Origin of the sequence: Mycobacterium botniense (assembly GCF_010723305.1) — a bacterium.
GTDB lineage: Bacteria > Actinomycetota > Actinomycetes > Mycobacteriales > Mycobacteriaceae > Mycobacterium > Mycobacterium botniense.
Genome location: NZ_BLKW01000004.1, coordinates 642,390 through 660,761 on the forward strand (window position 1 = coordinate 642,390; position 18,372 = coordinate 660,761).

At 65.8% G+C, this 18,372-nt stretch carries 14 protein-coding genes, 2 tRNA genes and 1 pseudogene; 11 read left to right on the forward strand and 6 right to left on the reverse strand.

Features of this window, described 5'->3' with window-relative positions; all coding sequences use genetic code 11:
• Nucleotides 1-2 precede the first annotated feature (2 nt).
• From G6N08_RS13060 to G6N08_RS13070, 3 genes are read left to right on the forward strand one after another with little or no spacing between them, the layout of a single operon-like run.
• The gene (locus tag G6N08_RS13060) at nt 3-4,835 is read left to right on the forward strand and encodes an NAD-glutamate dehydrogenase (RefSeq protein ID WP_163757916.1); all 4,833 of its coding nucleotides are present in this window, start codon (nt 3-5) and stop codon (nt 4,833-4,835) included.
• Complete coding sequence (locus G6N08_RS13065) at nt 4,832-5,245, forward strand: acyl-CoA thioesterase (RefSeq protein WP_163757918.1); 414 nt, start codon at nt 4,832-4,834, stop codon at nt 5,243-5,245. The genes G6N08_RS13060 and G6N08_RS13065 overlap by 4 nt, the downstream gene beginning before the upstream one ends.
• Nucleotides 5,233-5,895 carry a DUF8010 domain-containing protein gene (locus G6N08_RS13070; protein WP_163757920.1) on the forward strand — a complete coding sequence of 221 codons (663 nt, stop codon included), beginning with the start codon at nt 5,233-5,235 and terminating at the stop codon, nt 5,893-5,895. The genes G6N08_RS13065 and G6N08_RS13070 overlap by 13 nt, the downstream gene beginning before the upstream one ends.
• Nucleotides 5,896-6,086: 191 nt before the next feature.
• Here G6N08_RS13070 and G6N08_RS13075 read toward each other — a convergent pair whose 3' ends face one another.
• From G6N08_RS13075 to G6N08_RS13085, 3 genes are all read right to left on the reverse strand, one after another.
• On the reverse strand, nt 6,087-6,404 hold the full coding sequence (locus G6N08_RS13075) for a DUF2563 family protein (RefSeq protein ID WP_163757922.1): 318 nt from the start codon (nt 6,402-6,404) through the stop codon (nt 6,087-6,089).
• 85 nt (nt 6,405-6,489) lie between these two features.
• Nucleotides 6,490-8,058, reverse strand: a complete 1,569-nt coding sequence (locus G6N08_RS13080) for a glycoside hydrolase family 13 protein (RefSeq protein WP_163757924.1) — start codon at nt 8,056-8,058, stop codon at nt 6,490-6,492.
• On the reverse strand, nt 8,058-8,465 hold the full coding sequence (locus G6N08_RS13085) for a globin (RefSeq protein ID WP_163757926.1): 408 nt from the start codon (nt 8,463-8,465) through the stop codon (nt 8,058-8,060). The genes G6N08_RS13080 and G6N08_RS13085 overlap by 1 nt, the downstream gene beginning before the upstream one ends.
• Before the next feature lie 425 nt (nt 8,466-8,890).
• Here G6N08_RS13085 and G6N08_RS13090 point away from each other — a divergent pair, with 425 nt between their 5' ends.
• Genes G6N08_RS13090 through G6N08_RS13100 form a run of 3 tightly spaced genes read left to right on the forward strand, consistent with a single transcriptional unit; the run spans nt 8,891 to nt 10,265 of the window.
• Nucleotides 8,891-9,538 carry an HNH endonuclease gene (locus G6N08_RS13090; protein ID WP_163757927.1) on the forward strand — a complete coding sequence of 216 codons (648 nt, stop codon included), beginning with the start codon at nt 8,891-8,893 and terminating at the stop codon, nt 9,536-9,538.
• Nucleotides 9,539-9,574: 36 nt separating this feature from the next.
• Nucleotides 9,575-9,802: an aa3-type cytochrome oxidase subunit CtaJ gene (ctaJ, locus tag G6N08_RS13095; protein ID WP_163760572.1), complete on the forward strand. Its 228-nt coding sequence runs from the start codon at nt 9,575-9,577 to the stop codon at nt 9,800-9,802.
• Nucleotides 9,789-10,265 (forward strand): DUF5130 domain-containing protein, encoded by a 477-nt coding sequence (locus G6N08_RS13100; protein ID WP_163757929.1) that lies wholly within the window; start codon nt 9,789-9,791, stop codon nt 10,263-10,265. The genes ctaJ and G6N08_RS13100 overlap by 14 nt, the downstream gene beginning before the upstream one ends.
• Before the next feature lie 89 nt (nt 10,266-10,354).
• Here G6N08_RS13100 and pepN read toward each other — a convergent pair whose 3' ends face one another.
• Nucleotides 10,355-12,928: an aminopeptidase N gene (gene pepN / locus G6N08_RS13105; RefSeq protein ID WP_163757931.1), complete on the reverse strand. Its 2,574-nt coding sequence runs from the start codon at nt 12,926-12,928 to the stop codon at nt 10,355-10,357.
• A gap of 252 nt (nt 12,929-13,180) precedes the next feature.
• Between pepN and G6N08_RS13110 the strand changes: the two genes are divergently transcribed.
• From G6N08_RS13110 to G6N08_RS13120, 3 genes are all read left to right on the forward strand, one after another.
• Nucleotides 13,181-13,789: a mycothiol-dependent nitroreductase Rv2466c family protein gene (locus G6N08_RS13110; RefSeq protein ID WP_163757933.1), complete on the forward strand. Its 609-nt coding sequence runs from the start codon at nt 13,181-13,183 to the stop codon at nt 13,787-13,789.
• Between the two features lie 92 nt (nt 13,790-13,881).
• On the forward strand, nt 13,882-14,361 hold the full coding sequence (locus G6N08_RS13115; protein ID WP_218033377.1) for a ribose-5-phosphate isomerase: 480 nt from the start codon (nt 13,882-13,884) through the stop codon (nt 14,359-14,361).
• A 5-nt stretch (nt 14,362-14,366) separates the two neighbouring features.
• A complete protein-coding gene (locus G6N08_RS13120) occupies nt 14,367-15,173 on the forward strand; it encodes an Fpg/Nei family DNA glycosylase (RefSeq protein ID WP_163757937.1) in 807 nt (268 codons plus the stop codon).
• A gap of 57 nt (nt 15,174-15,230) precedes the next feature.
• Here the strand turns inward: G6N08_RS13120 and G6N08_RS13125 are convergent, their stop codons facing one another.
• Together G6N08_RS13125 and G6N08_RS13130 are read right to left on the reverse strand one after the other, a co-directional pair.
• On the reverse strand, nt 15,231-16,415 hold the full coding sequence (locus tag G6N08_RS13125; protein ID WP_163757939.1) for a serine hydrolase domain-containing protein: 1,185 nt from the start codon (nt 16,413-16,415) through the stop codon (nt 15,231-15,233).
• Nucleotides 16,416-16,493: 78 nt separating this feature from the next.
• Nucleotides 16,494-16,564, reverse strand: a tRNA-Gly gene (locus tag G6N08_RS13130).
• A 126-nt stretch (nt 16,565-16,690) separates the two neighbouring features.
• On the opposite strand from G6N08_RS13130, the gene G6N08_RS13135 reads away from it, so the two are divergent.
• Nucleotides 16,691-16,767: transfer RNA gene (locus tag G6N08_RS13135), tRNA-Pro, on the forward strand.
• 56 nt (nt 16,768-16,823) lie between these two features.
• A pseudogene (gene tig / locus G6N08_RS13140) lies at nt 16,824-18,179 on the forward strand (trigger factor); the annotation flags it as partial.
• Nucleotides 18,180-18,372 lie beyond the last annotated feature (193 nt).

An 18,372-nucleotide genomic window follows, 5' to 3' on the forward strand; every position in this document is an offset into this window, starting at 1 on the left:
GCATGACGGTCGATCGACGGGCTACCGGCCTGCAGTGGACCACGTTCACCCGGACCGAGGACATCCCCGACTGGATCGTCAAGGCTTATATCGAGAGTTACCGCGGTCCGCACGGCGACGAGCCCGGCACCGCGCCGGTCGACCTCGCCACCCTGTTCACGCCGGCCCTGGTGCAGGCACACTACCGGCTCGGTCAGCACCGTCCGGCCGGGGAAAGCTGCGCTGCGGTCTACCCGGCTGACGATCCCGCCGGTTTAGGCCCCGCCCTGCAGGTGATCACCGACCAGGGTGGCATGCTGATGGATTCCATCACCGTACTGCTGCACCGGCTTGGCATCGGCTATACGGCCATCATGAATCCGGTGTTTGCGGTACGCCGCGACCCGGCCGGGGACTTGCTGAGCGTCGAACCGAAAACCGATCACGCCGCCGATTCCCTTGACGAAGCCTGGATCCACATCCAACTTGCCCCGTCGGTCGACCACAGGGTTCTCGCGGAGATCGACCGCCTGCTGCCCGGCGTTCTCGCCGATGTGCGCCGGGTCGCGGCCGATGCGGCAGCGATGATCAGCGCCCTTGACAAACTGACCGCAGACCTCGAAACCGATCCCGACGGCCGCTATCGCAGCCCGGACCGCCAGGACGTGGCCGCACTACTGCGTTGGCTGAGCAACGGGCATTTCATGCTGCTGGGCTACCAGCGCTGCCCGGTGCGCGACGGACTCGTGTCGGGTGAGGAAGCCAGCACCAGTCTGGGTGTGCTGCGTCGGCGCAGGGGTTCTCGGCCGCGGCTGACCGACGACACCAAGCTGCTGGGTTTGGCGCAGACCACCGCCTCGAGCTATTTGCGCTACGGCGCATACCCGTATGTGGTTGCCGTGCGGGAAAGCCTTCCGGACGGCGTCTTCGAGCATCGGTTCCTTGGGCTTTTCACGGTCGCCGCGATGAACGCCGACGTCTTGGAAATCCCCATCATCTCGCGCCGGGTTCGAGACGCTCTCGTGCTCGCCAACCGCGATCCCAGCCATCCCGGGCAGTTGCTGCTCGACGTCATCCAAACCGTCCCGCGCTTCGAGCTTTTCACGCTGAGCGCCGAGCAGCTGCTGGCGATGGCCAAAGCCGTGGTGGATCTGGGATCACAGCGCCGGGCGCTGCTGTTTTTGCGCGCCGACCAACTCGAGCACTTCGTGTCGTGTCTGGTGTATCTGCCCCGCGATCGCTACACCACAGCCGTACGGTTGCAGATTGAGGACATTCTGGTCCGCGAGTTGGGCGGCAGTAGTCTGGAATTCACTGCCCGTGTCACCGAATCACCCTGGGCTCTTATGCATTTCATGGTTTCGCTGCCCCCCGGGGGAGCGGGCCGGGTGGACACCTCGGAAGCCAACCGGCTCCGCATCCAGGCGCTGCTGACCGAAGCCGCACGGACGTGGGCCGACCGGCTGATCGGGGCGGCCGCGACGAGCTCCATCGGGCAGCTCCAAGCCGAGCACTATGCGGCCGCCTTCCCCGAGGTGTACAAACAGGCCGTCACCCCGACCGATGCCATCCACGATATCGCCATCATCGAAGAGCTAACCGACGACTCGGTCAAACTGGTTCTGTCCGAACACGACTATGACGAGACGGCGAGGCTTACCTGGTATCTGGGGGGGCGGACGGCGTCGCTGAGCCAACTTCTCCCGATGCTGCAATCGATGGGGGTGGTTGTGCTGGAAGAGCGGCCGTTCAGCGTGACCCGGCCCGACGGACTTCCGGTGTGGATCTATCAGTTCAAGATCACACCTCAGCCCACCGTCCCGATGGCGCCGCCGGGCCCGGAACGGGAAGCGACGGCGCAACGATTCGCCGACGCGATCACCGCCATTTGGGAAGGCCGCGTCGAGATCGACCGGTTTAATGAGCTGGTGCTGCGAGCGGGTCTGACCTGGCAGCAGGTGGCGCTGCTACGCGCATACGCGAAATATCTACGACAAGCTGGTTTCCCGTACAGCCAAGCGCACATCGAATCGGTACTCAACGAAAACCCGCACACCGCAAAGTCACTGGTCGTGTTGTTTGAGGCGATGTTCGATCCCAGCCCGTCGGGTTCGCCGAAGCGCCATGACGCGCAAGCGGCCGCCGCCGCAGTGGCAGCAGACATCGACGCCTTGGTGAGCCTGGACACCGATCGCGTCCTGCGGGCGTTCGCTTCGCTGATTCAGGCCACGTTGAGAACGAATTATTTTGTAAAACGTGATAATTCAGCACGTGCGCAGAATGTGCTGGCGTTGAAGCTTGATGCGCAGCTAATCGACGAGCTTCCGCTGCCGCGACCCAAGTACGAGATCTTCGTGTACTCTCCCCGTGTCGAAGGCGTGCACCTGCGGTTCGGGCCGGTGGCCCGCGGCGGTTTGCGGTGGTCGGACCGCCGGGAGGATTTCCGCACCGAGATCCTGGGTCTGGTCAAGGCGCAGGCGGTCAAGAACGCCGTCATCGTGCCGGTGGGCGCCAAAGGCGGTTTCGTCGTCAAACGGCCTCCGCTGCCCACCGGCGACCCGGAAGCCGACCGCGACGCGACCCGCAACGAGGGCATCGCGTGCTACCGGCTTTTCATCTCCGGTCTGCTGGACGTCACCGATAACGTCGACCACGTTACGGGGAAGGTCAGCGCGCCGCCGGAAGTCGTGCGCCGCGACGGTGATGACGCCTACCTGGTGGTGGCGGCCGACAAGGGCACGGCCACGTTCTCCGACATCGCCAACGATGTGGCCAAGTCCTATGGATTCTGGCTGGGCGACGCGTTCGCCTCCGGTGGATCGGTCGGCTATGACCACAAGGCGATGGGTATCACCGCACGCGGTGTGTGGGAGGCCGTGAAACGGCACTTCCGGGAGATGGGTGTCGACACCCAGACCGAAGATTTCACCGTGGTGGGCATCGGAGATATGAGCGGCGATGTGTTCGGCAACGGCATGCTGCTGTCCAAGCACATCCGGTTGCTCGCCGCCTTCGATCATCGGCACGTCTTCCTAGACCCGAATCCCGATCCCGCGGCGGCCTGGCAGGAACGTCGGCGGCTTTTCGAGCTGCCCCGCTCCAGCTGGGATGATTACGACAGGTCGGTGATCAGCGAGGGCGGCGGAGTGTACAGCCGTGAGCACAAGGCGATTCCGGTGAGCCCGCAGGTGCGCGCCGCCCTCGGCATCGAGGATGAGGTCACCGAAATGGCACCACCCAACCTGATCCGGGCGATCCTGCAAGCACCGGTGGACCTGCTCTACAACGGCGGCATCGGCACCTACATCAAGGCGGAAGCCGAGTCCGACGCCGACGTCGGTGACAGGGCCAACGATAACGTGCGGGTCAACGCAAATCAGGTGCGCGCCAAGGTGATCGCCGAAGGCGGCAACCTCGGTGTGACGGCGCTGGGCCGCGTCGAGTTCGACCTGTGCGGCGGCCGGATCAACACCGACGCGCTGGACAACTCCGCCGGTGTGGACTGCTCAGACCACGAGGTCAACATCAAGATCCTGATCGACTCGCTGATCACCGCCGGCAAGGTGAAACCCGAGGAGCGCAAACCCCTGCTGGAGTCGATGACCGACGAGGTGGCTGAGCTGGTACTGGCCGACAACGCCGACCAGAACGACTTGATGGGCACCAGCCGCGCCAACGCGGCCAGCCTGCTCAATGTGCACGAGCGTCAGATCAGGGAACTGGTGGCCGAACGCGGGCTCAACCGAGAACTCGAGGGTTTGCCGTCGGAAAAGGAGCTCCGCCGCCGGGCCGAGGCCCGTATCGGGCTGACGTCACCAGAGCTGGCGACGTTGATGGCGCATGTGAAGCTGGCCCTCAAAGACGAGCTGCTGGCCACCGACCTGCCGGATCAGGATGTCTTCATGTCGCGGTTGCCGCGGTATTTCCCGTCGGCGCTGCGCGACCGGTTCACCGGCGAGATCCGCTCGCACCAACTGCGCCGCGAGATCGTCACCACCATGCTGGTCAACGATTTGGTGAACACCTGCGGCATCACCTATGCCTTCCGGATCGTCGAAGACATCGGGGTCAAGCCGGTGGACGCGGTGCGCACCTACGTGGCCACTGACGCGATCTTCGGGGTGGGCGAGCTGTGGCGCCGTATCCGCGCGGCCAGTGAACAAAACGCGATGCCGGTCGCCGTGTCGGACCGGATGACCCTGGATACCCGCCGGCTGATCGACCGGGCCGGACGCTGGCTGCTCAACTACCGCCCCCAGCCGTTGGCCGTGGGGGCGGAGATCAACCGGTTCGCTGCCAAAGTCCAGTCCTTGACACCGCGCATGCCGGAGTGGTTGCGCGGTGACGATAAAGCCATCGTCGAAAAAGAAGCGGCCGAATTCGTGGCGCAGGGCGCACCGAAAGACTTGGCGTATCTGGTCGCCACCGGCTTGTACCGGTTCAGCCTCCTCGACATCATCGATATTGCCGACATCGCCGACATCGACCTCGCCGAGGTCGCCGACACCTATTTCGCGTTGATGGACCGCCTGGGCACCGACGGCCTGTTGACCGCGGTGTCCCAGCTGCCGCGTGATGACCGCTGGCATTCGTTGGCGCGCTTGGCGATTCGTGATGACATTTATGCTTCGCTGCGGGCGCTGTGCTTTGACGTGCTAGCGGTCGGGGAGCCGGACGAAAGCGGCGAAGAAAAGATCGCCGAATGGGAGCACCTCAGCGCTTCGCGAGTGGAACGGGCGCGCCGTACCCTCACCGAGATCTACCAGAGCGGTCAGAAGGATCTGGCGACCCTGTCGGTCGCGGCGCGTCAGATCCGGCGCATGACGCGAACGAGTGGGCGGGGATCTGCCGGGTGACCACCGGATTCATCGCGTCGGTGCCGGTGCGCTGGTCAGACATCGACGTGTACCAGCACATCAACCACGCGACCATGGTCACCATACTCGAGGAGGCCCGTGTGCCGTTCCTGCGGGAACCGTTCGGCGCGGACATCACCACCATCGGGCTGTTGATCGCTCAGGTCCAGGTGTCGTACAAAGGCCAACTGCGACTGGCTGATTCGCCGCTGCAGGTCACCATCTGGGTGAAACGGCTGCGCGCGGTGGATTTCACGCTCGGCTACGAAGTGCGCTCGGTCAACGCGGCGGCCGATTCCAAGCCCGCGGTGATCGCCGAAACCCAGCTGGCCGCTGTCCATATCGGCGAGCAGCGGTTGGTGCGGCTTTCGCCTCAGCATCGGGAGTATTTGCAGCGGTGGCTGAGGTAGCCGAGCGGGGACTGTGGCTGGGCGGTGCCGCTCATCGTCACGACCTGGCCGCGTTCGTCGACCGTGCGCTGCGGCTCGATGAGGCCGCCGTGATCCGGCTGCGCGCCCGCGGCAATGGATTGCTGACGGCCTGGGTGACCACCGGTTTCGGTGTACTGGCCAGTCGGGTTGTGGCCGGCACTGTGCGGCCCGCCGACATGTCCGTCGGCGCCGACGAACTGGCGCGCGGCCTGGTCGCGATGGACACGTCGGGTTATGTCGACCCCGGCTTGCCGATGGATTCCGCGTGGCGGGGCGCGCTGCCGCCGCCAGCCGGCTTTCGGCATGTCGATGATGTACCCGCGCGGGTGATGCTTGACCTGGCCCAGCGCGGCGCCGACCTTGCCAGGGAGCATGCCAGCGCTCACGGTCCCCCGGTGTCACTGCTGGATCAGGAGGTGATTCGCGTCAGCTCCGGTGACGACACTGTGGGCGTGCCGATGCGTTGCGTATTCGCTTTGACGGCAATGGGCTTCCTGCCGCAGTCATCGCAGGATGTGTCGACGGACGAGATTGTGCGGGTGCGGGTTTTACCGGCGTGGTTGCGAATCGATGCCCGCTTCGGGTCGGTGTACCGCCGCCGCGGTGATCCGGCGGTGGTGTTGCGGTGAGCGTTAGTTCGGGGTCGAGCTGACCGAGCGCGTGGTTTCCCGGCGGGCGCAGCAGATGATCCGTGTGATGTCCCACATACAGCTGGACCGCGAGCCCCCGCTTGGCCATTGTCGGCCCGCGCATGGTGGGTGGGGTTCTGCACGAAGTCCTCGACCGTCCCCGACCGGCAGGTATTTGCGCTTGGGGCGGCTCATCGGCTGTCGTCGTCGACGACAACATCGCATAACCGCTTGGCATTGTGGCGGTCCATCTCGGTGAACGCGGCGGCAATGCTGCGGGCGGTGGCGGCGATCCCGGTGAGGTTGTCGTGGTGCTTGTGCAGGCGTTGGGTGTGGTGGTCTTTGGCGGCCCGAAGCACCTGGTGAAAATCGTGCGCCGCATCGAAGTCACCGAACATGCCCCCGACCACACCGGCCAGCGAGAGCCGATCCGCGCCGGCGCCGGCATGGTCCCCGGCCCGCTCGGAGGCGCCCGCCCCGATATGCAGCGATACGGGGTTGACGAACATCGCTCTCTCCTTCCCCGGGCTGCCGGTAACGCTACTACCGGATGCGCGCAGTTCAACTCACGTTTTGCCGGACCGGCCCCGCGGATCACACCAGCCAGGCCGCGGCATTCCCCGGTAAGCGCCCGTCCACCACTGGTGCGCTGGCTAGCAGCAGCTGTCTGTCGGGCAGCCTCAGCGCAGGTTCACCGGTGTTGAGCGCACATACCAGCCCACCCCGCCGAAAGATCAACGCATCACCCGGCGCCGCCAGCCACTCCACACGCTCACCGGCGAATTCAGCACGCGCTCTGCGTAATTGGAGGGCGCGGCGGAAAAATGACAATGTCGAGCCGGGATCGGACAGTTGCCGCTCGACGGTCAGCGCCGCCCACTGCGGGGGCATTGGCAGCCAGGTGTCAGCGGATGACGAGAATCCGAACGGGGCAGCTGCACCGCTCCACGGCAGCGGAACTCGGCAGCCGTCGCGGCCGCGTTCGGTGTGTCCGGAGCGTTCCCAGGTCGGGTCCTGCAGCACCTCGTCGGGTAGCTGCACGTCGGGCAAACCCAGTTCCTGGCCGTTGTAGACGAACGCCGCGCCGGGCAGGGCCAGCATCACCAGCGCCATCGCCCGCGCCCGCGCCAGCCCTACCTCTCCGTCGCCGTAACGGGTCACCTCGCGGCCCACATCGTGGTTGGCCAGCGCCCAGGTCGGCGGGGCCCCGACGATCGCCGCGGCCGCCAGCGTGTTCTCGATCGCCTCACCGATCTCGGCGGCGTCGAACCCGGCCTGCGCCAGCCGGAAGTTGAAAGCCAGGTGCAGCTCGTCGGGCCGCAGATACTCCGCCCAGCGCGCGTTGTCGTGCACCCACACTTCGCCGATGGTGACCGCACCGGGATAGTCGTCGATGACCCTGCGGATCTCCCGGTGGATCGCGTGCACGTGGGGCTGGTTGAACCGGGGGTCGTCGTCCTTGTCGCGCAGCAACCGGTTGTCCAGCGACGTCATGTCCGGCAGCCCGGGAGGTTTGGCCATTCCGTGCGCCACGTCGATACGAAAGCCGTCCACGCCGCGATCCAGCCAAAACCGCAAGGTTTTCTCGAAATCGGCGAACACCTCGGGGTTGTCCCAGTTCAGGTCGGGCTGCTCGATATCGAACAGGTGCAGATACCACTGGCCCGGTGCGCCGTCCGGCTCGACGACCCGGCTCCAAGCCGGCCCGCCGAACACCGACACCCAGTTGTTGGGTGGCTGGTGCCCCCCAGGGCCGCGGCCGTCGCGGAAGATATAACGCTCCCGCGCGGCGCTGCCCGGTCCGGCGGCAAGCGCCGCCTGAAACCACGGGTGCGCCGAGCTGGTGTGGTTGGGAACCACATCCATGACGATCTTGATGCCCCGCCGGTGAGCCGCGGCGATTAATTGCTCCAGCGCGGCCATCCCGCCGAACAGCGGGTCGACGTCGCGGGGATCAGCGACGTCGTAGCCGTGATCGGCCATCGGCGAGACGGTGACGGGGTTGAGCCAGATGGCGTCGATACCGAGCATTTCCAGGTAATCCAGCCGGGCCACGACCCCGTCCAGATCGCCGACACCGTCGCCGTTGCCGTCAGCAAACGAGCGCGGATAGACCTGATAGAACACGGCGTGCGACCACCATGCGCCAGGCACCCGCGACATCAGAACGGCGCGTTGACCAGGGAGTGGGCCGCCATTTCCAGATAGTCGAGCAGCTCCTTACGGTGCGCGTCGTCGAGAGTGTGCGAGTCGATGGAGCCCACCGCGATGTGCATGCACCGCAGCCAGGCGTCACGTTCGATCGGGGAGATCCGGAACGGGGCGTGACGCATCCGCAGCCGCGGATGCCCGCGCTGCTCAGAGTAGGTGCGCGGACCGCCCCAGTATTGCTCGAGGAACATCCGCAGCCGTTCCTCGGCGCCCGCCAAGTCATCCTCGGGATACACCCGGCGCAGGATCTCGTCCTCGGCGACCAACTGGTAAAAGCGTGCCACGATCGCCCGAAACGTCTCGGCGCCGCCGACGGCATCGTAGAAGGACTGGTCTCGTAGCTGTTCCATCGCCTCCATTGTGGGCCATCGGGGTCGAGGCCGCCCGCCGGCAGTGCACTACCCCGGCGGGCCGCACGCCGGGTGGTCGGTTTCAGGCGCGTCTTCTCGGCGGTCATCCGATCGCGCCGCGGGCGACGGCCGGCGGACCCGGCATACCGTCAGTCACTGGTCCGTCGCCGCCGCTGCGCGCTGCGATCCCGGGGCAACAACCCTGCCGCTGCGCCGTTCGTCTCGGCCATGGCTAGCTTTGGGCTAGCTATCATCCACCAGCGGCAGCTCACAACGGTGCCGGGCGAGGCCGACCACTCAGGTGCTCGGGGACCGCGATGCTGCCCGGTCGCCCGGGCTTCTGGCGCCCTGTTCACCGGGCTGACAGGCTGCCCACACCTCAAATTGGCGTGCGATCGGTGGCGAATCATGGTGGACTGTTCCGCGGAGGACCTATGGCGCAGCGCAAGAACCGCCGCAGTCACCGGAGCTCCGGTGCTGCCACAGCCGTAACCGGGCCCGCGGCCGCGTCATGTCTACATAGTGTCGATATCCATGCGCCGGCCCGCCGGGAAAGCGGTTCGCTCTGGAATCGCCGCCGGGTGCTGTTGCTGAACTCGACGTACGAGCCGCTGACCGCGTTGCCCGTACGCCGGGCGATCATCATGCTGATCTGCGCTAAAGCCGAGGTTGTCCACGACGATCCGTCCGGTCTGGTGATCCACTCCGCGACTAGGTCGATCGTGGTGCCCTCGGTCATCCGGCTGCGTTCGTACGTCCGTGTGCCCTATCGGGCACGGGTCCCGCTGACACGGGCCGCGCTGATGCACCGTGACCGCTTCTCGTGCGTGTACTGCGGGGCGAAGGCCGACACCGTTGACCACGTGATTCCGCGCAGCCGTGGGGGTGACCATTCCTGGGAGAACTGCGTTGCGTCCTGCTCGACGTGCAATCACCGCAAAGGCGACCGGCTGCTGGCGGAACTGGGCTGGACACTGCGCCGCACCCCCACGCCACCGAATGGACAGCATTGGCGCTTGCTGTCGACGGTCAAAGAACTCGACCCCGCGTGGATGCGGTATCTGGGTGAGGGCGCCGCGTAGCTTTCGCGGTGGGATACGGTTTGCGTCGTGAGCATGCTGGAGATCCACCTCTACTTCGTGGGCATCCCGTTGGCGTTGGTGGCTGTGCTGGTGCCGCTGATCTGGTCGCGTAAAGGCCCCCACCCGCCGACGTATCGGCTGTCAGAGCCCTGGACGCACCCGCCGATCCTGTGGGCGGCAGTCGACGAGGATATCGGCGGCGGTCACCAGGGGCACGGCACATCGGAGTTCAGCGTAGGAGGTGGGGCCAGTGGTACCTGGTGACGTCGCGACGCTCGACACCACCGCCTTGCCCGAGGGCTGGGTGGTCACTTCGAGTGGCCGGATCTCCGGAGTCACCCAGCCCGGCGATGTGTCGCTGCACTATCCGTTCCCCATCAAGGATCTCGTCGCCTTAGACGACGCGCTGACCTACGGATCGCGGGCGTCCAAAGCGCGATTCGCCGTCTACATCGGCGACCTGGGCAGCGACACCGCTGCGCGGGCCCGCGAGATCCTCGCCAAGGTGCCGACACCGAATGACGCTGTGCTGCTCGCTGTTTCACCCAACCAGCGCGCGATCGAGGTGGTCTACGGCGCCGGTGTGCGAGGACGGGGCGCCGAGTCGGTGGCCCCGGTGGCTGTAGCCGCCGCCGCGTCGGCGTTTCAGCAGGGCAATCTGATCGACGGGCTGATCAGCGCGATCCGGGTGATGAGCGCGGGAATTTCGCCGGGTCCCCCGCACTGAATGTGCGCTTTTGGCCGCGAGCGTGCGTGTTTGTGCGCGACACGCCGCGGACCGGTGTACACGTGTGCACGCTCGCGCAATACGCGCGGTCAGGCGGCATCGAACGTGCGGGCCTTCAGTGCGCGCTCGACCCCGGCTTTGCCCTCCACTACCAGCCGGCGTAGCGCCGGCGGTACGTCCGGGCTGGCCAGAAACTCGTCAGCGGCGGCGATACCGTCGTCGCTGATATCCCAGGAGGGGTACAGGCCGACCACCACCGTCTGCGCCACTTCGCTGGATCGCCGCTGCCAGACTCCGGGAATCGCCTGGAAGTAGCGAGCGGTGAACGGCGCGAGCAGATCACTCTGCCCGGGTGCGACGATGCCCGCGATGATCGACCGCGCCACGACGTTGGGCAACGTGTCGTCTTCGACCACTCGGGTCCACGCTTTGTCCTTGACCTCGAACTGCGGCCGCGCCGCCGCGGCCTGGGCGCCGTGCCGCTTACCGGCCGCGGTCGGGTCGCGTTGCACCTCGGCGTCAATGAAGGGCGTGTCCGGGCCGTCCGCATCGATGTACCCTGCCCTGGCCAGTGCCGTCACGATGCGCCACCGCAGGTCGGTGTCCACCACCAGGCCGGCCAATCCCTGCCGGACCGGGTCGGCCTCCAGCAACGCCGACAGCACCTCGGTATGCCGTGCCGAGAGCACCGACGAGCAGAGCGCGTTGACGAACGCCAGCTGGTGATCCGACCCGTGCTCGGCGCCGCGGGCCAGCTCCAGCAGCCGGTCAGCGAATGCCGGCCATCCCTGCGATCGGGCCCAGCCCGGCTCGGCGTAGGAGTTCAGCGCGGTCTGCGCCTGCGCCAGCAGCCGCTGGGCCACCCCGACATCGGATTCAGCGTGGACAGCGCGGCAGACCAGTGACACGAAATCGCGGGCCTTAAGCTCGGCTTCGCGGGTCATCTCCCACGCCGCTGACCACACCAGCGTGCGCGGCAGCGGCTCGGCGATGTCGGCGATACGCTCCAGCGCGGTGCGCAGCGACTCGGGGTCGAGCCGCAACGCGCAATAGGTGAGATCGTCGTCGTTGACTAAAACCAATTTTCCACGTGAAATACCTTGCAGCGCAGGGATTTCCGTGACTGGGCCAGCGACGTCGAGTTCCTCGCGGTGTACCCGCACCAGCTTGCCGGTGCTGTCGTCGTCGTAGATTCCGACCGCCAGCCGGTGCACCCGTGTCTCACCGGCGCCCGGCGTGGCGCCGCTCTGGGTCACCGCGAAGCGGGTGAACCGGCCGTCGGCGTCGACGTCGAAGTCGGCGCGCAGCGTGTTCAGCCCCGTCGTCTTGAGCCATTGGCGTCCCCAGTCGGAGAGGTCACGGCCCGACGCATTCTCCAGGGCGCTGATCAGGTCGTCGAATGTGGCGTTGTCGAAGGCATGGGCGCGGAAATAGTCGTGCAACCCGGCCAAAAAGTTTTCCAGGCCGACATAGGCCACCAGCTGCTTGAGCACGCTAGCGCCTTTGGCGTAGGTGATGCCGTCGAAGTTGACCTCGACTGCGGCCAGGTCGGGGATATCGGCGGCGATCGGGTGCGTCGACGGAAGCTGATCCTGCCGGTACGCCCACGCCTTCTCGGCGTTAGCGAATGTGGTCCAGGCATGAGTGAATTCGGTGGCCTCGCTTTGGCATAGCACAGCGGCGAAGGTGGCGAAGGATTCATTGAGCCACAGGTCATCCCACCACCGCATGGTGACCAGGTCGCCGAACCACATGTGTGCCATCTCGTGCAGCAGCGTCTCCGCGCGCCGCTCATAGGAAGCCCGGGTCACCTTGCTACGAAAGACGTAATCCTCCACAAACGTTACCGCGCCGGCATTTTCCATTGCGCCAGCGTTGAATTCGGGTACAAACAATTGGTCGTACTTGCTGAACGCATAGGGAACGCGAAAGTGTTTGTGGTAGAAGTTAAATCCTTGTTTGGTCTGAATGAACAGCCGATCGGGGTCCATGTGCTGGGCGAGTGATGCCCGGCAAAACAGCCGCAACGGAATGGTGCCGTACTCATCGGTGTAGATATCATCCCAGCGCGCGTACGGGCCGGCGATCAGCGCCACCAGGTAGGTGCTCAACCGCGGGGTGGTGGCAAACGTGTGCACCCCGTTGTCGATGCTCGCCGTGGGTGCGTTGGAGATCACCTGCCAGTGATCAGGGGCTTTGACCGTGATGTCGAACGTGGCCTTGAGATCGGGTTGGTCGAAGCAGGCGAACATCCGTTTGGCGTCGGCGGTTTCGAACTGTGAGTACACGTAGACCTCGTCATCGACCGGGTCGACGAAGCGGTGCAGCCCTTCACCGCTATTGGAGTAGCGGCAATCCGCCTCGACGACGACGACGTTGTGCTCGGCCAAGCCGGTGAGCGCAATGCCGCGGGATTCGTCATAACCGGAGATGTCCAGTTCGTGGCCGTTGAGGGTGGCGTGGTGCACGGTATCGGCAGCGATGTCGATGACGGTGTCAGCACCCGCGAGGGCACGGAACGTGACGGTCGTCGCGGACCGGAAGGTGTGCTCGCCGGGCCGGCCGTGGCCGTCGGTCAGATCGAGGGTGATCCGGTAGCTATCGACGGTGATCAGGGCAGCGCGTTCGACCGCCTGGTCTCGGGTCAGATTGGGAAGTGCCACGTCTCCAACTTAGGCATGGTGCGCGGTGGAACTGTCCGGGACCGCACGACCCCGACGGACACTTGTGCCCGGACAGCCCCTACGTCGGGGCTCCTGCACCCGGACGGCGACCCCCGGTCGATGGATGGTCGACAGGTGCGCCTGCGGCCCGGCTGAGCCGGGGTGGGCGATCCGGGCAGCTTGGCGGGAACAGTCCCGCTGCGGCTACGGTTGTGCTCGGCGGGAATTCCACCGTCGAGGAAAGGACGCTGCATGGCTGAGAAGTCCGTGGCCGATTTCTGGTTCGACCCGCTGTGCCCCTGGGCCTGGATCACGTCGCGCTGGATCCTCGAGGTGGAGAAGGTTCGCGATATCGAGACCCACTTCCATGTCATGAGCCTGGCGGTGCTCAACGAGGGCCGCGAACTGCCCGAAAAATACCGCGAAGGGATGGCGAAGGCCTGGGGACCGGTGCGGGTCGCGATCGCCGCCGAACAGCTGCACGGCTCCCAGGTCTTGGCCCCGCTGTACACCGCGATGGGCACCCGCATTCATAACGAGGGCAACAAGGATCTGGCTGACGTGATCAAGCAGTCGCTTGCCGAGGTGGGCCTCCCGGCGGCTCTGGCCGACGCCGCCGACACCGATGCCTATGACGAGGCGCTGCGGAAAAGCCACCACGCCGGGATGGATGCGGTCGGAGCGGACGTCGGCACGCCGACCATTCACGTCAACGGGGTGGCATTCTTCGGGCCGGTGCTGTCGAAGATCCCGCGCGGCGAAGACGCCGGCAAGCTGTGGGATGCGTCGGTGATTTTCGCGTCCTACCCCCATTTCTGGGAGCTCAAGCGGACCCGGACCGAGCCGCCGCAGTTCGACTAGGGGAGCGGGTGTGAACTCTACGACGCGACGCGCCGTGCATCCGTCGCCTCGTTCACACTGGGCGCACATGGGCGTCGGGCAGAATGGCGGGCATGCGTGTCTACCTCGGTGCTGACCATGCCGGTTACGAACTCAAGCAGCAGATCATCGAGCACCTGACGAAGTCCGGACACCAGCCGATCGACTGCGGTGCGTTCAGCTACCGGTCCGACGACGACTACCCCCCGTATTGCATCGCGGCCGCGTCGCGGACCGTGGCCGACCCGGGCAGCCTCGGCATCGTGGTCGGCGGATCGGGCAACGGTGAGCAGATCGCCGCCAACAAGGTGCCGGGCGTGCGCTGCGCACTGGCGTGGAGTGTCGAGACCGCCGCTTTGGCTCGCCAACACAACAACGCCCAGTTGATCGGCATCGGCGGACGGATGCACACCGTAGCCGAGGCATTGGCCATCGTCGACGCTTTCGTGCGCACACCCTGGTCGAAAGCCGAACGTCACCAACGGCGCATTGACATGCTGACCGAATACGAACGCACCCACGAACCTCCGCCGGTGCCCGGCGCTGACACCTGACGCGCGTGCCCGAGGGGCACACACTGCACCGCCTGGCCCGGCTGCACCAGCGCAGGTTCGCCGGGAGGCCGGTCGCGGTAACCAGTCCGCAGGGCCGTTTCACCTCGTCGGCCGCGGCGGTCGACGGCCGGGTGCTGCAGAATGCCAGCGCCTGGGGCAAGCACCTTTTCCACCGCTATGACGGCGAGTTGACCGTGCACGTGCATCTCGGCCTGTACGGCACCTTTACCGAATGGCCCGTGGACAGGGCAGCGGGCCTACCGGCAGCGGTGGGGCAGGTGCGGATGCGCATGGTGGGTGCCGAATACGGCACCGACCTGCGCGGGCCGGCAGTCTGCGAACTGCTTGAGGCCGCCGAGGCTGCCGAGGTGGTTTCCCGGCTGGGCCCTGACCCGCTGCGCCGCGGTGCTGACCCCGCGGCGGTGTGGGCGCGGATCACCAGATCGCGCAGACCTATCGGCGCGCTCTTGATGGACCAGGCGGTCATCGCCGGGGTGGGCAATGTGTACCGCAGTGAGGTGCTGTTTCGCCAGGGGATCGACCCGTATCGCGCCGGCCGTGCGATCAGCGAAGCAGAATTCGCCGCGACGTGGTCTGATCTGGTGGGACTGATGAGGGTCGGTCTGCGCCGCGGCATGATCATCGTGGTCCGCCCCGAACACGACCATGGCCTGCCCTCCTATGCACCGGGGCGGCCGCGCACCTACGTGTACCGCCGCGCCGGTGAACCATGCCGGGTCTGCACGACATCGATTCGCACCGCAGACCTGGAGGGCCGGCACGTGTTCTGGTGTCCGGGCTGTCAGGCGTAAGGGCTGTCTGGGCTGGCCGAGCGCTCGATTACCGTCGGAGTGCTCGCCAGCGGGCCGTCAAGGTGTGGTCACGCCCAGCGCGGCGTAGATTTCGTTGCTCAGTGCCATACTGCGCGGGTCTGCGTTGGCTTTGGTGGCATCGAAGCGGTTCATGACGTACGCGTAGCCGATCCGGTGCTCCAGGTCGACGAACGCAAACGAACCGCCCAAGCCGCCGTGGCCGAAGATCCGTGGGTTGGGGCCGTTGAGGCACCGCTGATTGAGCATGTATCCGAGCCCCCACGCGTGGTCGGCCACCCGGGGGCCTAACACGAGATCGGTGTCCAAGCCGCCCTGTGATACCCGTACCAGTTCCATGTGGCGGCGCGTCAGTAGCTTCTCCTGGGCGAGAGCATTGTAGAAGGTCGCCATGCCCAGAGCCGACACTTGTCCGTTGTTGGCGGGGAATTCAAGCTCCAGCCACAACGTGCGGTTGTAGGAGCCGAGTTCGTCGTCGGGAACAAATCCCATGGCGACGGCCAGGCCCGCTTTCGGGTGTTCAGCGAGTGTGGCGGGACACGCGGGCGCCTGCACCGAGGCCAGCACCTCGCGGACGTGGGGTTTATTCACCGGCTCGGCGCATCGATGATGTTCACTGGTGGGCAGGCCGATGTGAACATCGATACCCAGCGGTTCGGCGATCTCGCTGCGCAGATATTGACCGACCGTACGGCCGGTGACCCTGCGGACCACCTCGCCGAGGATGAAACCGAATGTGAACATGTGATAGCCCTGGGCGGTGCCCGGCTCCCACCAGGGCTCAGCGGCGGCCAATCGTTCGCAGACCAGTTCCCAATCAGCGACTTGCTGCCAGGGTATTGGGCGGCGCGGCCCGATCACCCCGGAGCGGTGGCTCATCACCATGGCGATCGTGACCGCCTCTTTGCCTGCCTGCCCGAACTCGGGCCAATAACGCGCCACCGGCGCGAACAGGTCGATCTCACCGCGGTCGGCGAGCTGGTGCACACACGTCGCCGTCAATCCCTTGGTGCCGGAGAGCACGGTGGCCAGCGTGTCCTCCCGCCACGGTCGGGTCCGGGCGGCGTCAGCAAAACCACCCCACAAATTGACCACGAGTTCCCCGTCGACCCAGGCTGCGACGGCGGCGCCGACCTCGCCGCGGACCGCAAAGTTCTGCTCGAACTCGTCGCGCACCCTTTCGAAGCCCGGCGCATACGAGCCCTGAATATCGACGTCGCCCATGGCGCCTCGCTGTTGGATGTGTCGACCTCCTCAGCTCCGCCAGCCGGCTCGGCCTCTGGTCCGGGGGACCTGACTTTGAGCGGGCGACGGGAATCGAACCCGCGTCGCTAGTTTGGAAGACTAGGGCTCTACCATTGAGCTACGCCCGCAGACATTTTCTCGTGCGCGAGAGTACGTCGCGACAGACATCAAATCCAAATGACGTCGATTTGTGACTTGTTCGTGAGGTCGCTGCGGGGACGGCGGGATCGGACCGTAGTATCGCGAGGTCAGCGCGGGGTGTAGCGCAGCTTGGTAGCGCATCCGCTTTGGGAGCGGAAGGTCGCAGGTTCAAATCCTGTCACCCCGACCAGCCAGCATGGCGCACCCCATGTCAGCAACGGCACCACGACACCGAGGAGAACACCCGTGAAGAGCACCGTCGAACAGTTGAGCCCCACCCGGGTTCGCATCAATGTGGAGGTGCCCTTCAGTGAGCTCGAGCCCGACTTCGAGCGGGTCTACAAGGAGTTGGCCAAGCAGGTGCGGCTGCCGGGCTTTCGTCCGGGCAAGGCACCGCCGCGGCTCATCGAGGCGCGTATCGGCCGGGAGGCGATGCTCGACCAAGTCGTCAACGACGCGTTACCGAGTCGCTATGGCCAAGCGGTGACCGAGTCAGACGTGCGACCGCTGGGTCAACCCGAGATCGAGGTGACCAGGAAGGAGTACGGCCAAGACCTGGTCTTCACCGCAGAAGTCGACGTCCGTCCGAAGATAACGCTGCCAGACCTGAACACCCTGAAGATCACGGTGGATCCAGTCGAAGTCAGCGATGAGGATGTCGATGCCGAATTGCAGTCGCTGCGCGCCCGCTTCGGCACGCTGACCACAGTCGAGCGGCCCGCAGCCTCCGGCGACGTCGTGTCGATCGACCTCTCGGCCACGATCGACGGCGACGAGGTGCCCGATGCCAGTGCCGAAGGACTGTCACACGAGGTGGGTTCGGGCCGGCTCATTGCGGGGCTTGACGACGCACTGGTCGGCTTGTCGGCGGGCGAGTCCCGAAGTTTCACCAGCACGTTTGTCGCCGGCCCGCATGCGGGGCAGGAGGCTGAAGTCACCGTCACCGTCAATTCCGTCAAGCAGCGCGAACTGCCCGAGCCTGATGACGAATTCGCCCAGTTGGCCAGCGAGTTCGACACTATCGACGAACTGCGGACCAATCTGGCTGAGCAGGTCCGCCGCGTCAAGCGCATCCGGCAAGCGGAAAAGATCCGCAATGCCGCACTGGATGCTCTGCTGGAGCAGGTCGACATCCCGCTGCCGGAGGCGATCGTGCAAGCGCATGTCGATAACACCCTGCGCAGCGCGCTGCACCGCGTCGACCACGACGAAGCCAGATTCGCCGAGCTCCTCGCCAGGCAGGGCTCGTCTCGCGAGCAGTTCGATGCCGACACCCGCGCTGCCGCGGAGAAGACCGTCAAGACGCAGCTGCTGCTGGATGCACTGGCCGATGAGCTCCAGATTCAGGTGGGTCAAGACGACTTGACGGAACGGCTGGTGTTGATGTCACAGCAATCCGGCATCGAACCGCAACGGTTGCTGTCTTATCTGCAGGAGCAGAACCAGTTGCCCGCCGTGTTCGTCGATGTGCGGCGTGGATTGGCCATCGCGGCGGTAGTCGACGCGGCCACGGTCACTGACACCGACGGAAACACAATCGACACCAGCGAGTTCTTCGGCAACCGCACTCCGAAAGCCGACCAGGCCGAGCCGGCGGATGAGGTGGAGCAGGCCGGCGGGCCGGGTTCGGAGGCCGGCCGGGTCGACGCCGACGCTGCCCCCAGCCCGCCGCCGAAGGCGCCCGAGGACACGGAGTGAAGCTGTCAGCGAACGTGCGTACTTCCAGAGGTACGCGACGCCGCTGGTTGGTTAGTGTCGGTGGATAAGGAACTCGAGAAAGCAGGTATCCCGCCGT